The organism is Kribbella endophytica (assembly GCF_054781295.1).
This window is the reverse complement of sequence record NZ_BAAGUR010000003.1, coordinates 282,513-296,715: the sequence shown is the minus strand read 5'-3', so window position 1 is coordinate 296,715 and position 14,203 is coordinate 282,513. Positions and strand designations below refer to the sequence as shown.

Below are 14,203 nucleotides of genomic sequence, written 5' to 3'. Positions count from 1 at the left end.
GTACGCGATGGATCGACGCTGGATGACTAGTGGTGGTCGTGGAAGAAGTCCACCAGGATTCGCGCGGTCGCGGCCGGCTGCTCGATGGCGGGGGAGTGGCCGGCGTCGGCGATCACCTGCGGCTTCACGCCGAGAATGTCGGCCATCCGGTCCTGCACCGCGAGCGGCCAGCCGTCGTCGGTCTCGCCGTACGCGACCTGAGCCCGTACGCCGGACTTGGCGAGCTGGTCGGTCCGGTCCTCGGCGTCGATCAGCCGCTTGGTGATCTCGGCCAGGCTGACCGGCACGTTCCCGGTGAACCGCTTGCGCAGGAACGCCGCGATCTCGGTCGCCGGTGCGACGTACCGCGGCTCCTTGCTGTCGTGCTCCAGCTTCAGGTCGTACACCTGCTCGATCGGCAGGTTGTCGAGGCCGAAGGCAAGCATCTGCAGCCCCTGCACCTTCGCCTCGTCGCTGAAGCCGCCCGGACCCGAGCAGAGCAGCGTGATGGTCGAGAAGACCGACGGGTCGGCCAGCACCGCCTCACGCGCGACCAGACCGCCGAACGAGTGTCCGACCAGCTGGCTGTAGCCACCCAGCTCCTTGCTCATCGCGACCACGTCGAGCGCCAGCTCCTTCAGCGTGTACGCCGAAGGGTCGGCCGGGCCAGGCGTCTCGTACTGGCCCCGCTGATCCACTGCGACCGTCCGCCAGCCGAAGCGGGCCAGGTGGTCCACCAGCGGCGCGAAGTCCTCCTTGCTGCCGGTCCAGCCCGGCACCAGCAGCGCCGTACCAAGCGGCGTACCGACGTCCGGCACAGCCTGCAGGGTGGCGAAGCTGCCACGGTCGGTCTCGAGGGTGACGGGACGAACTCCGTCGGGCAGGGTCAGCGTGCGCGGCGTACTCACGACTCCACGGTATCCCGCTGCCTGGTCCGCAACAGGGTGGCGGTCGCCACAGCGAGTACGGCGATGATGCCCAGGCTGACCAGCGCTGCGAGCTGTACGCCGTCCGTGTACGCCGCTCTGGTGAGCTGCAGGACCTCCCTGGCCAGCGGGCCGGGCAGGTGGTCGGCTACTGCGACTGCGCTGCCCAGTGTGTCGCGCGCCTCGCTGGAGACCCCAGCGGGCAGCGCCTGCTCGGTCACCTGGCTGCGGTAGACCGCTGTGACCAGACTGCCTGCGACAGCAACGCCCAGAGCCATGCCGAGCTCGGTACCGGTCTCGCCCATGCCGGAGGCGACTCCAGCGCGCTCCGGCGGCGCACTGCCGACCACCAGGTCGTAGGTGAGGGCCAGGACGAGCTGGATGCCGAAGTTGGCGATCACCAGGCCGACGACGATCGCCGTACGGCCGGACAGCGCCATCAGGGCCAGGCCGGGGATCGCGATGAGGAAGCCGAGCGTCATCGACGTACGGGCGCTGAGCCGGCGGACGATCAGCGGTCCGCCCAGCGTGCCGATGATCCCGGAGACGGCCGACGGCATCATCCACAGGCCGGCGTGCAGCGGGGACAGGCCGAGCACCAGCTGGAAGTACTGGACCGAGAGGAATCCTGTGGCCGCCAGTACGAACAGGCCGAAGGTCTGGGCACCCAGCGAGACGCTGAACGACGGCAGCCGGAACAGATGCATGTCGAGCAGCGGGTCGGCCAGCCTCAGCTGACGCCGTACGAAGGTGTAGCCGGCCAGCAGACCTGCAGCCAGTACGACGAGGCTGATCGGGTGTACGCCGTCCTTGGCGGTCTCCTTGAGCGCGTAGACGACCGCGATGATCGCACCGGTGGACAGGACCACGCTGGCCACGTCGATCCGGCCGGCGCCGGGGTTGCGGAACTCCGGCAGGAGCGGCCGAGCCAGCACGAGCAGGAGCAGCAGCGGCGGGATGCCGATCAGGAAGACCGCGCCCCAGTGGAAGTTCTCCAGCAGGACGCCGCCGACCAGCGGACCGGCGATCCCGCCGACCATGAAGTTGGTCATCCAGATCGCGATCGCCATCTGGCGCTGCCGCGGGTCGCGGAACATGTTGCTGATCAGCGACAGCGTCGACGGCATCAGCGTCGCACCGGCCAGACCGAGCAGGGCCCGCGCGCCGATCAGCATCGCCGCGCTGGTCGCGAACGCGGCCACCAGCGACGCGACGGCGAACCCGGCGGCGCCGATCATCAGCAACCGGCGCCGGCCGATCCGGTCGCCGACCGTGCCCATCGTGATCAGCAGCCCGGCGACGACGAAGCCGTACACGTCGATGATCCACAGCAGCTCCGAGCTGCTCGGGCCGAGATCGGCGGTCAGCATCGGCGCGGCCAGGTGCAGGACGGTCATGTCCAGGCCGATCAGGATGGTCGGCAGGGCCAGCACGGCCAGGCCGAGCCACTCGCGCCGGCCTGCTCGGGTCGTCGTCTCCAGGGTCGAGGTCATGGGGATCATCCTGAAACTTCAACAATGCTTTAAGTCAACAGGTGGCCCGGGAGGCGGCGCGTTCCACCGTGCGGCACAATGGCCGGGTGCCGCGGACGCTGGCAGTCGCCAATCAGAAGGGCGGGGTGGCGAAGACCACCACCGTCGCCTCGCTCGGTGCTGCCCTGACCGAGCTCGGGCAGCGCGTGCTGCTCGTCGATCTCGACCCGCAGGCGTGTCTGACGTTCTCGCTCGGCGTCGATCCCGAAGACCTCGACGTGTCGCTGCACCACGTGCTGCTCGGTGGGTCGAAGGCGCGCGACATCCTGATCGCGCTCGACGAGGGACCTGACCTCGTCCCGGCGACGATCGAGCTGGCGACGGCCGAGGTGCGGCTGTCGCGCGACAGCGGTGCCGAGCAGTCGTTGCGGACGGCGCTGCGGCCGCTGGCGTCGTCGTACGACTGGATCTTGATCGACTGCCCGCCGACGCTCGGACTGCTCACCGTCAACGGACTGTCGGCCGCGTCCGAGGTGCTGATCCCGCTGCAGTGCGAGACGCTCGCGCACCGCGGGGTCGGCCAACTGCTGGACACCATCCACGACGTCCAGCAGCTGACCAACCCGGGCCTCGAGATCCTCGGCGTCCTCCCGACCCTGTACGACGGCCGCACGACCCACGCCCGCACGGTGCTGGAGACGATCGCCGGCACGTACGAGCTGCCGGTCCTCCAGCCGCCCATCCCCAAGTCCATCCGCTTCGCCGAAGCTCCGGCGATCGGCCAGACGATCCTGACCACCGCACCGGGGACACCCGGCGCAGCGGCGTATCGCGAACTCGCCAAGTCGCTGCTGTAGAAGCAGAGCCAGGCGGGGAAAGCAGCGCCGTGGATGGGACGGGCTGCACCCGAAGGGCGGGGAGGGGGCGCAGCGGCGCAGCCTGTTGCGCGGCGAGGCGCGCAGGCCCCTCCTCGCTACCCCTCGCTGGGGGGAGGCGTAGCGATCGCCGTACGGCGGATGCGGTGGCGGTAGCGCCACAGAGGGATGCCGATCAGAGCCAGGACCACCAGGAACGGCAGCAGGGCACCGATGGCGGTCGCCAGCGCGAAGAACGTTGCTGTGAAGGCGTTCCAGCCGCCCTGGAGGCCGGCGAGGAAGCCTCGGTCGTCCTTCTCCACGGCCGGTGCTTTGCCTGGTTCGGCGATGACGAGGGACAGCGTGGCGAGCTCGGTCTGGCCGGACAGCGCCTTCTGCTTGGCCAGCAGGGCTTCGAGGTCGGCCTCGCGACGGGTCAGTTCCGACTCCACCGAGACGATCTCGGCGATCGTGGTCGCCTTCGCCAGCAGGGCGCGCATCCGTTCCAGGCTGGCGCGCTGGGAAGCGATCCGGCTGTCCACGTCGACGACCTGCTCGGTGACGTCGCTGGACTCCTGATGGATCGCGGTCCTCGTGCCGAGCTCGGACAGCCGCTGGATCGCGGTCTCGTACGACGACGTCGGCACCTTCAGCACCAGGTTTGCGCGCGTGATCCGGCCGTCGTTGTCGCTGCCGGTGTCCTCGGACGCGACCTGACCGCGCAGGCCCGTCACCACGCTGATCGCCGCCTGCCGCTGCTTGTCGACGTCCGCGTGCTCGACGGTCAGCGAACCGGTCTTGACGATCGCCCGCGTCAGGTTCGGCTGCGCGGGAGCACCGGCCTTCTCCTTCGCCTCGCCGGAACCGCCTGCCGTGTCCGCCTGCGGCGCGGCCTTGTCCTGCGGTCCGCTGTACTCCGGCGCCGCGGCGTCGCTCGACGCCGAGCCCGAGTCGTTGCCGCCACCACTGCAACCGGACAGCGCCACGGCCGCCAGCACAACCCCTGCCGCCACGGCGGTCCACCGGGTCTTCACCATCGCCCACACCTTCTTTCCCCTCGACGATCTGTCCAGCTAGGACGGTCGTCCGGGGGTACGGCGTTGCGGCGTTCGGTCACGGTCGGGCAACAGAAAACCCCGCCCAGAAACTGGACGGGGTCGCCTGCGACGTTCGGTGTTACTCGGGTGCGGTGAAGGTCGGCGCGGCAGGCGCGGCCTTCTTGCGGGCCCGCTTGACCGGCTTCTCCTCGACGGCCTCGACAGCGTCCTCGGCAGCCGGCTTGGCCACTGCCTTCTTCGCCGCAGCCTTCTTGGCCGGCCGCTTGGCCGCGGCCTTCTTGGCGACCGGAGCCGCCTCGACCACCGGAGCCTCCTCGGCAGCCGGCGCCGCAACAGCCTTCTTCCGCGTCCGCTTCGGCTTCTCCTCAGCAGGAGCAGCTTCAACCGGAGCAGCCTCGACCGGAGCAGCAGCCTCTACCGGAGCAGCGGCCTTCCGCGTACGCGTCCGCTTGGGCTTCTCCTCAGCAGGCGCGTCCACAGCTTCGGCAACCGTCGCCTCGGCAGGAGCCGCGGTCTTGCGGGTCCGCGTACGCCGAGCCGGCTTCTCCTCAACAGGAGCAGCCTCAACAGGAGCAGCCTCAACAGGTGCAGCCTCAGCAGCAACCTCGCTGGAGGCAGCCGCCTTGCGAGTCCGCGTACGACGCGCAGGCTTCTCCGCCGGAGCGTCCGCCTCGGCGGCAGCCGGAGCAGCCTTCTCGGCCACCGGAGCAGCCTTCACCTCGGCAACCGGAGCGGCCTCGGCAGCGGTCGGCTCGACCGGGGCCTCGGCCGCAGACTCGCTGCGCCGACGGGTGCGAGTACGACGCGGCTTGTCAGCAGCAGCGTCGCCGTCAGCGGCCTTCGCCACCACCGGCTCGGCAACCACCGGCTCCACAGCAGCCTGCTGCGGCGCGAGCGACTCCGTGCTCTCACCACTGTCTCCACCGCGACGACGACGGTTGCGCTGGCGCGGCTTGCGCTCGCCACGCTCGCGCTCGACGGTCCCGTGCTCGGCGGCCTCGGTGGACGTCGCCGCGGTCGGCGGGACCAGCGTCTTCGCGGTCACGTCGGCATCGGTCTTCTGCTCGACGCCTTCGACGGCCTGGCCGCTGCGGGTCCGACGACGGTTCCGGTTCCGCTTGCGGCCCGGGCGCTCGCCCGAGGCCGGCGCCGAACCCGACTCGCCCTCGCTGCGACGCGGCGGACGGTCACGCTCGGGCTTGTCCTCGCGCGCCGCCTTGATCCGGCCCTTGGCGTCGGTCGGGATGCCGAGGTCGTGGTACAGCTCCGGCGACGTGGAGTAGATCTCCTGCGGCTCGTCGTACGGCAGGTCGAGCGCCTTGTTGATCGTCTTCCAGCGCACGAGGTCCGCCCAGTCGACGAACGTCACCGCGATGCCGCTCGCACCGGCGCGGCCGGTCCGGCCGATCCGGTGGATGTAGGCCTTCTCGTCCTCGGGGCACGTGTTGTTGATGACGTGCGTGACGCCCTCGACATCGATTCCCCGCGCCGCGACGTCGGTGCAGATCAGTACGTCGACCTTGTCGCCGCGGAACCGGGTCAACGCCCGCTCGCGGGCCTGCTGGTTCAGGTCGCCGTGGATCGCGGCGGCCTTGAAGCCGCGGTCGGTCAGCTCGTCGGTCAGCCGGCCGGCCTCGCGCTTGGTCCGGCAGAAGATCATCACCCGGCCGCGGTCCTCGGCCTGCAGGATCCGCGCCACGACCTCGGGCTTGTCCAGATCGTGCGCCCGGTAGACGAACTGGGCCGTGGTCGGCACCATCTGGGTGTCCTCGTGCGACTCCGCGCGAATGTTCAGCGGGTGCCGCATGTGGGTGCGTGCCAGGCCGATCACGGCCGACGGCATCGTTGCCGAGAACAACATTGTCTGGCGCAGCTCGGGCGTCTTGCGCAGGATCCGCTCGACGTCAGGCAGGAAGCCGAGGTCCAGCATCTCGTCTGCCTCGTCCAGCACCAGCACCTTGATGTGCGACAGGTCGAGCACACCGCGGTTGGCCAGGTCGAGCAGGCGGCCCGGCGTACCGACGACGACGTCGACGCCCGACTTCAGGGTGTCCAGCTGCGGCTCGTACGCGACGCCGCCGTAGATCGTCATCACCCGGACCGTGCGAACGGTCGAGGCGGTGGTCAGGTCCTTGGCGACCTGGATGGTCAGCTCACGCGTCGGGGTCACGACCAGGGCCTGCGGCTTGCCAGGGGCAGCCAGCTCTTCGTAGTCGGGCTCGCCCGGGGAGATGGTGCGCTGCAGCAGCGGGATGCCGAACCCGAGGGTCTTACCGGTCCCGGTCCGGGCCTGACCGATCAGGTCGGTGCCCATCAGTGCGACGGGGAGCGTCATCTCCTGGATCGGAAACGGCTCCACGATGCCGACGCGGTCGAGCGCGTCACAGATCTCGGGCAGGACCCCGAGCTCTCGGAAGGTGGTCAGGCTGATCGCCTCTCACATGCTTGTACGGACAGAATGCACAGGGCCGGCGCCAGGGTCCGGTGTCCTTCGGTCGGACACTCGAAGTCCTTCATCGTGAGGCGCGGGACACTGTGCAAGCGGCTCGCACCAGCTGCCCATCTGGGCGCGTCACCGGCGAAACACCGTCCAGTGTAACCGCAATCGATGTCAGCGCCGTCCAGCGCGGATTTCACCTGCTGGTACGCCGGGGCCGATATGGTGCGGGGCATGACCGAGACGACGGCCTTCGACGATCCCGCCTACCGGGCCGCGGCGGTGGATCTGCTGGGTGTGCTGGCCTACGGCGAGCTGACCGCGTTCGAGCGGATCGCCGAGGACGCCAAGCTGGCGCCGACCCTGAACGACAAGGCCCAGCTGGCCCAGCTGGCGACGACCGAGTTCGGACACTTCGCGCAGTTGCGGGACCGGCTGGTCGCGCTCGGGGTGGACCCGATGGACGCGATGCAGCCGTTCGTGACGCCGCTGGAGGCGTTCCACGACCACACGGCGCCGTCGGACTGGCTCGAGGGCCTGGTCAAGGCGTACGTCGGGGACGGCCTGGCCAACGACTTCTACCGCGAGATCGCGTCGTTCGTGGACGGCGAGACGCGGGCGCTGGTGCTCGAGGTGTTCGCGGACTCCGGCCAGGCCGAGTTCGTGGTGGACCGGGTGCGCGCGGCGATCGAGGAGGACCCGAAGCTTGGCGGGCGGCTCGCTTTGTGGGGGCGCCGGCTGGTCGGTGAGGCGCTGAGCCAGGCGCAGCGGATCGCTGCCGATCGGGACTCGCTCGCGGCGCTGCTGGCTGGGTCTGTGGATCGGCCGGGGTTGGACCTGGCGGCGATCGGGCGGATGTTCACGCGGCTGACCGAGGCGCACACGGCGCGGATGACAGCGCTGGGGCTGCAGCCGTAGTACGGCGGGCTCAGGCGGCCGTCGTACCGCACAACGCAAAGCGGCCGCCTGCCCCCGGGTGGGGGTGGCGGCCGCCGGTGAAGCTGCGGTCAGACTCTGGCCTTACCGCTGTTGCGCGACGAGATGAACGCGACCACGATCGCGGCGCAGATGATCTGGATCAGGTACTGGATCCAGTCCGGGCCGGAGGTGTCCTTGACACCGAGGAAGTAGGCGATCAGTCCGCCGAGGAAGGCGCCGATGCCGCCGCCCAGGATGGTCCAACCGAGGCTGATGTTCTGCTTGCCCGGAAGCACCAGACGGGCCAGTGGCCCGAAGATGACTCCGGCGATGAGACTGACGATGATCATCCAGACCCAGAATCCCACGGTTCCTCCTTGAGAATGGCTACCTGCGCCTGTCCAGTGCCCGAGGTCAAACGGGTACTTCGTCAGACCACCTGAACGCAGGTCTCATCCTCATCGTGCCCCGATCGTGGCGCTCCGCAACCGGGACACGCGATCGAGTCCGGACCGATCCCAGACCGTGGCCGCGCGGTTGTCTCAGACCGCGCCGAAACCGACCTTGCGGATCTCGGACTCGCCGATCTCGACGTACGCGAGCTTCTCGGCCGGGACGATCAGCCGGCGGCCCTTCTCGTCGACCAGCGTCAACAGCCCGCTCTTGCCGGTCAGCGCCTCGGCGACGGCCGACTGGACCTCCTCCGGGGTCTGCTCGCTCTCCAGCACCAACTCACGATTGGCGTGCTGCACGCCGATCTTGACCTCCACGGAACCCTCCCGGGCACGTTCCGACCGGCGCGTCTCGCCGGTACGCCACGAGCCTATCCGCTGCCGCCCCCCAGCTCTCACCAGTCCGCCAAGAGCAGAAACGCGACGGCCTTCGGACCCCTCTACCTGTCCTGTCAGGACATGAGGTCGAAGGAAGGAAAAGGGTCAGCCTTCGGTGCGGGGGAAGCCTCGGATGCCTCGCCAGGCGAGGCTGGCTACCAGGTCGGCGGCTTGTTGCTGGGCGAGGGTGGGGTTTTCGGAGGCGAGCCAGTAGCGGGCGCTGACCTGGGCCATGCCGACGAGGCTGACGGCCAGGACCATCGACTGTTCCTTGTTCAGGCCGGCGTCGGCGCTGATCACCTCGGAGCAGGCTTCGGCGCACGCCTGGGTGACGCGGTCGACGCGTTCGCGGACGGCCGGCTCGTTGGTCAGGTCGGACTCGAAGACCAGCCGGAACGCGCCCTGGGCGTTGGCGACGTACTCGTAGAACGCGTGGATGGTGGCGGCGACGCGCTGCTTGTTGTCCTCGGTGGACTTCAGCGCGTCCCGGACCGACGCGACGATCGCCTCGCAGGAGCTGTCGAGCAGCGCCAGGTAGAGCTCGAGCTTGCCGGGGAAGTGCTGGTACAGGACCGGCTTCGAGACGCCGGCCCGGTCGGCGATGTCGTCCATCGCGGCGGCGTGGTAGCCGTTGGCGACGAAAACCTCCTGGGCGGCCTCGAGCAGCTGCGCGCGGCGAGCCAGCCGGGGCAGGCGACTGCCACGCTTCGGTGCGGTCTCCGGTGTCGTCGACACATCGGCTCCTTACGGTGGTGCGGCACCGGCGACGACCCGCCCCCGGTGTATACCGTCCGAATCCTACCTAGCGGTAGTCGTCTCCCGCGCGCTGCGGCGCTGTCCGGTGCGTTCAGCGGGCCGATCAGCCCTCTCAGGACGGCAGCGGCTGGGGATCGTCGTACAGGCCCTCCAGCACGTCGCCGTACTCCTCGACCCGCGCCAGGACCTCGTGCGGCAGGAAGGTCAGCTCCTCCTTCGACGTGGCCGCGGCGACCTCGTCCCAGTCGATCGGGGTGGAGACCCGCGGCTCCTCGGCACCGCGCAGCGAGTACGGCGCGAGCGTGGTCTTGGCGCTGGCGTTCTGGCTCCAGTCGATGAAGACCTTGCCGGGCCGCAGCGCCTTGGTCATCGTGGCGGTGACGTTCTCCGGCAGCGCCTCGGCCAGCTGCTCCGCGAGCTGCTTGGCGAACGCGCTGGCGGTCCGGGACGACGTCGGCACGATCGGCACGTACAGGTGCATCCCCTTGTTTCCGGACGTTTTCGGCCACCCCTCCAGCCCGTAGTGGCCGAGCAGCTCGCGCAGGGCGAGTGCCACGTCGCAGCACTCGACGATGCTCGCGCCAGGCCCCGGGTCGAGGTCGAAGACCACCAGGTCGGCCTGCGGGTCCTTGCCGCCGTCGGACAGCCCGATCCGCCACTGCGGCACGTGCAGCTCGAGCGCGGCGAGGTTGGCCAGCCACACGACGGTCTGTACGTCGTCAGCCACGACGAACGACGCCTCGTCCCGGCCGGTCGAGCTGCCGGGCGTCGGCAGGGTCTCGGTGCGCACCCACGGCGGCGTACCGCGTGGTGCGTTCTTCTCGAAGAAGTACGCCGCGCCCGTGCCGTCCGGCCAGCGTTTGCGGGTCAGCGGCCGGTCGGACAGGTGGGGGAGCAGCAGGGTGGCCATCTGGTGGTAGTAGTCGATCACCTCCGCCTTGGTGAACCCTGTCTGCGGGTACAGCACCTTGCCGAGGTTGGTGAGCTTCATCGTCTGCCCGTCGACCTCGGTGGTCAGTTGGGTCTGTCCGGCCGCCATGGCTCCCAGTGTCCAGCCTCGGAGGGGTTCTAACATGGCTCTGTGGACAGTTACGCGGGAGTAACCGGCGCTGGGGCGCCGCTGGGTGCACAGGAATGGCCGGCCCGCACGGTGCCGGTCGCAGGCGTGGACCTGCTGGTCCGAGAGGTCCCCGACGCGAGCAAGGACCTCCCACCGGCGCTCTACGTGCACGGCCTCGGCGGCTCGTCGCTGAACTGGACGGCGCTCGGCCTCCTGCTGAGCGACACGGTTCGCGGCATCGCTCCGGACCTCCCGGGCTTCGGCCGGACCCCACCGGTCGGCCGCATCGGCATCGGCGCGCAGGCCGACGTACTGGCCGAGCTGATGGACAAGGAGTTGGGTGCCCAGCCGGTCCACCTGTTCGGCAACTCCATGGGCGGCGCCGCCGCCGTCGCACTCGCAGCACGCCGGCCCGAGCGGGTCGCCTCGCTCACGCTGATCTCTCCGGCGCTGCCGCACCCGCGGGCCTCGGCCAGCGCGCTCTGGTTCACCGCACTGGCCACACCGCGGCTCGGGCAGATGGTGATGGAGCGGACCCGCAAGCTGCCGTTCGAGCAGCGCTTCCAGGCCTCGCTCTCGATGGTGTTCGGCGATCCGCGCTCGCTGGCGCCCGAGGTGCGCGCGGCGTACGAGGAGGAGCTGCACCGGCGCGACACCCAGCCGTGGGGAGCCCAGGCGACGCTGGACGGCGCTCGCAGCATCCTGTTCTCCCAGCTGGCCCCGCCGCGCCGGTCCCTGTGGGCGGACGCCGCGAAGATCACCTGCCCGGTCCTGCTCGTGTACGGCGGCCGCGACCGGCTCGTGGACGCCAAGATCCGGACCAAGGCGCAGGCCGCATTCCCCGACGCCAGGTCGCTCTACCTGCCGCAGTCCGGTCACGTGGCCCAGATGGAGCACCCGCAAGAGGTCGAGCGGGCTTTTCGGCAGCTTTGCACCTCCGTGCAAAAGTGACGCCGCGAAGCAACGTTTTGCCCCCGTTGGCGTCTAGGTAAGGGGAGGGGGCCGCATGCGCGCGGCCCACGGCGTCGAGGGGGCAGTTGTGCGGTTGTTCGCGAGGCTGGGGGTGGTGCCGGTCTTAGCGCTGGCCCTGTTGGTCCCAGCGATCCAGAGTCAGGCAGCAGTCCAGAGTCAGGCGGCACAGACCGAGAACAAGGACTGGTCGATCGAGCCGGTCGCCGCCGGCTACGAGGTCACACTGCGGCTGGCCGCTCCGGTACCGATGCGTGCGGCCCTGCCGCTGCTGGCTGTCGACGGCCGGGTCGTCGGTACGGCGAAGGAGTCGGCGGACCGCCGTACGCTCACCGTCGTCACCCAGGACAAGGCTGTCCGTACCGGCAAGCAGGTCACCCTGGTCTGGTCGACCGAGCTGAACAGGGGGAAGGCCGGACGCTCCACCACTGACCCGACGCTGCTCAAGGAGTGGCAGCAGCTGCCACCGGGCCCGGCGAACGCGGTGGACCCCGCTGCGCTCGGCCAGTACGGCGTGGGCCTGTCGGAGTACAACCTCGGTGCCGAGGCGATCAACCTGCCGGACCTGGGCCACAAGGCCGAGCTGCAGGGCCGCGTCTACACGCCTATCGGAGCGACCGGACCCCGGCCGCTCGTGGTGTTCCTGCACGGGCGCCATCAGGTCTGTTACGGCGGCGACGCGTACCCGGAGAAGCCCTGGCCGTGCACCGGCCAGTGGAAGTCGATCCCGAGCTTCCGCGGCTACGACAGCCCCGCGTGGGCACTGGCCAGCCACGGCTACCAGGTCGTCTCGATCAGCGCGAACGCGATCAACGCCTGGGACGACGGCACCTACGACGGCGGTGCGATGGCCCGCGCGCAGCTGGTGCTGGCCCACCTCGATCTGTGGAAGCAGTGGTCGACCACCGGTGGCGGCCCGTACGGCAGCCAGTACGTCGGCAAGGTCGACCTCGGCAACGTCGGCCTGATGGGCCACTCGCGCGGTGGTGAGGGCGTTGCCCGGGCCGCACTGCTCAACGCGCAGCTCGGTGGCAAGTACGGCATCCGCGCCGTACTGCCGCTCGCACCCGTCGACTTCTCCCGGCCGACCGTGCCCGGTGTCGCGATGAGCGTGATGCTGCCGTACTGCGACGGCGACGTCATCGACCTGCAGGGCCAGAAGTTCTACGACGACAGCCGGTACGCCGTGACGCCCGACCAGGCGCGCCGGTCGACCCTGCTGGTGTTCGGGACCAACCACAACTTCTTCAACCGCGAGTGGACGCCCGGTCAGTCGGTTGCGCCGTCCTCCGACGACGGCTACGACGACGGTACGACGACGAGTCCCTGCTCGGTCAGGGGCGGGATGCGACTGACCGCCGTGCAGCAGCAGGCCGTCGGCCGGGCGTACATCGCGGGCTTCTTCCGGCTCGAGCTCGGCCGCGAGCAGGCGCTGCTGCCGCTGTTCGACGGGTCCAACACCCGGGCCGCCTCGGTGGGCAAGGCCATCGTCCGGGTGGTGTCGCAGGCACCGGGTGCGCAGCGCAAGGACGTGAACCGGCTGGACACCGCACTACCAGCCGGCGCTGTCAGTGGCGCCGCGAAGGCGGAGGTCTGTGCCGGCTTGCCGGACGACAGCGGGCCCGCCCCGGCGCTGCCGCCGTGCTGGACGTCGTACGACGGCTGGAAGATGCCGCACTGGAACTCGGCGGCCATCGCCAGGACCGCTCCGACGACTGCTGTCACCAGACTGCGCTGGACAGGGCCGACCGGCTCGGTGCGGTTCGACCTGCCTGCCGGGCAGCGCGACGTCACCAAGTACACCGCGCTGAGCTTCCGCGCTTCACCCGAGCCGACCGGACTGGCCAGGCCGGATCTCTCGCTGCGGGTCACCGACGGCCGCGGTCAGTTCGTCCACGTGCCGGTGTCGGCGATCAGCGACGCGCTGCTCCGGCTGCCCGGTGCGGACGACTACGTGCTGCCGAAGACGCTGCTGCGGACGGTCCGGCTGCCGCTGTGGTGGCTGGGCAAGCTGGACCGGAAGGACATCCGCTCGGTGGAGCTCCGCACCGACCGGACCGCCGCCGGCTCCATCTACCTGTCCGACCTGGCCTTCTCCGGCGCCGGTCCGGGCGCGTCGGCTCCGGTCAAGCTGCCGAGTGTGTCGGTGGCCGACGCCAAGGCGACCGAGGGCAACACCGGGACCACCTCACTGGACTACTGGGTCTCGCTGTCGCGGCCGTCCGCCGTACGGGTCACTGTGTGGGCCGAGACCAACACCGGGGACGTGTACCCGGCCGCGCCGGGAGACGTGAGCCGGCGGCTGGTGTTCGAGCCGGGGCAGACCAAGCAGAAGGTCAGCGTGGTGGTGAAGGCGAACACCATCGACGACTACGACCTGCAGAGCACGCTGCAGTTGTCGCTGCCGACGCAGGCGATCGTCGGGGACGCGCAGGCCGACGGCGTGGTGCTGGACGACGACCCGGCGCCGGTGCTGACGATCGGCGACGCCATCGGCCACGAGGGGACGGCCGAGATGCGCTTTCCGGTCCGGCTGTCCGCGGCGAGCGGCAAGGACATCGGCTTCGACGCGAAGCTGATCGGCGGGACGGCGGTGCTCGGCAAGGACCTGCAGGGCTACGCACCTGGCGGCAACACGGCGTACGGCCTGGTGGAAGCGGGGCAGCGGGTCGGCTGGATCGACGTCTCGCTGCTCGACGACAAGCTGCCGGAGAAGGCCGAGTCCTTCACCATCAGGGTCGACGCGGTCGACGGCGCGGAGCTCGACGGGCCGGTGACCAGGTCAGGGCTGATCGTGGACGACGATCACGGGTGACCACAGGTCGTTGGTTGCCGCGTCAGACTGTGGCATGACCCGAGGTCGGACCGTGGCATGATCTTCGTCCCGATCCGTTGACCACGACAACCAATCCTCCGCCGCAGGGGTCTGACGGACGACCTGTTC

12 protein-coding genes are annotated in these 14,203 nt (G+C 69.9%); 4 read left to right on the top strand and 8 right to left on the bottom strand.

The features are described from left to right. Positions 1-26: 26 nt before the first annotated feature. A complete protein-coding gene (locus ACYVIO_RS27670; RefSeq protein WP_460653832.1) occupies positions 27-887 on the bottom strand; it encodes an alpha/beta fold hydrolase in 861 nt (286 codons plus the stop codon). Continuing rightward, positions 884-2,398: an MFS transporter gene (locus ACYVIO_RS27665; RefSeq protein WP_460653831.1), complete on the bottom strand. Its 1,515-nt coding sequence runs from the start codon at positions 2,396-2,398 to the stop codon at positions 884-886. Before ACYVIO_RS27665 ends, ACYVIO_RS27670 begins: the two co-directional genes overlap by 4 nt. Positions 2,399-2,484: 86 nt before the next feature. On the opposite strand from ACYVIO_RS27665, the gene ACYVIO_RS27660 reads away from it, so the two are divergent. Further along, positions 2,485-3,234, top strand: a complete 750-nt coding sequence (locus tag ACYVIO_RS27660) for a ParA family protein (RefSeq protein ID WP_460653830.1) — start codon at positions 2,485-2,487, stop codon at positions 3,232-3,234. Positions 3,235-3,350: 116 nt separating this feature from the next. Here ACYVIO_RS27660 and ACYVIO_RS27655 read toward each other — a convergent pair whose 3' ends face one another. Continuing rightward, complete coding sequence (locus ACYVIO_RS27655; protein ID WP_460653829.1) at positions 3,351-4,268, bottom strand: DUF4349 domain-containing protein; 918 nt, start codon at positions 4,266-4,268, stop codon at positions 3,351-3,353. Between the two features lie 139 nt (positions 4,269-4,407). After that, on the bottom strand, positions 4,408-6,624 hold the full coding sequence (locus ACYVIO_RS27650) for a DEAD/DEAH box helicase (RefSeq protein ID WP_460653828.1): 2,217 nt from the start codon (positions 6,622-6,624) through the stop codon (positions 4,408-4,410). A gap of 336 nt (positions 6,625-6,960) precedes the next feature. On the opposite strand from ACYVIO_RS27650, the gene ACYVIO_RS27645 reads away from it, so the two are divergent. Further along, the gene (locus ACYVIO_RS27645) at positions 6,961-7,644 is read left to right on the top strand and encodes a ferritin-like fold-containing protein (protein WP_460653827.1); all 684 of its coding nucleotides are present in this window, start codon (positions 6,961-6,963) and stop codon (positions 7,642-7,644) included. 89 nt (positions 7,645-7,733) lie between these two features. On the opposite strand, the gene ACYVIO_RS27640 is transcribed toward ACYVIO_RS27645, so the two are convergent. The 4 genes from ACYVIO_RS27640 to ligD all read right to left on the bottom strand — a co-directional run bounded on the left by ACYVIO_RS27640 (position 7,734) and on the right by ligD (position 10,269). Beyond that, positions 7,734-8,012: a GlsB/YeaQ/YmgE family stress response membrane protein gene (locus ACYVIO_RS27640; protein ID WP_425831367.1), complete on the bottom strand. Its 279-nt coding sequence runs from the start codon at positions 8,010-8,012 to the stop codon at positions 7,734-7,736. Between the two features lie 174 nt (positions 8,013-8,186). Further along, complete coding sequence (locus ACYVIO_RS27635; RefSeq protein ID WP_460653826.1) at positions 8,187-8,414, bottom strand: DUF3107 domain-containing protein; 228 nt, start codon at positions 8,412-8,414, stop codon at positions 8,187-8,189. A 165-nt stretch (positions 8,415-8,579) separates the two neighbouring features. After that, the gene (locus ACYVIO_RS27630; RefSeq protein WP_460653825.1) at positions 8,580-9,209 is read right to left on the bottom strand and encodes a TetR/AcrR family transcriptional regulator; all 630 of its coding nucleotides are present in this window, start codon (positions 9,207-9,209) and stop codon (positions 8,580-8,582) included. A 133-nt stretch (positions 9,210-9,342) separates the two neighbouring features. Continuing rightward, positions 9,343-10,269, bottom strand: coding sequence for a non-homologous end-joining DNA ligase (gene ligD, locus ACYVIO_RS27625; protein ID WP_460653824.1), 927 nt, complete (start codon positions 10,267-10,269; stop codon positions 9,343-9,345). 42 nt (positions 10,270-10,311) lie between these two features. On the opposite strand from ligD, the gene ACYVIO_RS27620 reads away from it, so the two are divergent. Both ACYVIO_RS27620 and ACYVIO_RS27615 read left to right on the top strand, forming a co-directional pair. After that, positions 10,312-11,241, top strand: coding sequence for an alpha/beta fold hydrolase (locus tag ACYVIO_RS27620; protein ID WP_460653823.1), 930 nt, complete (start codon positions 10,312-10,314; stop codon positions 11,239-11,241). A 115-nt stretch (positions 11,242-11,356) separates the two neighbouring features. Beyond that, the gene (locus tag ACYVIO_RS27615; protein WP_460653822.1) at positions 11,357-14,074 is read left to right on the top strand and encodes an alpha/beta hydrolase; all 2,718 of its coding nucleotides are present in this window, start codon (positions 11,357-11,359) and stop codon (positions 14,072-14,074) included. Positions 14,075-14,203 lie beyond the last annotated feature (129 nt).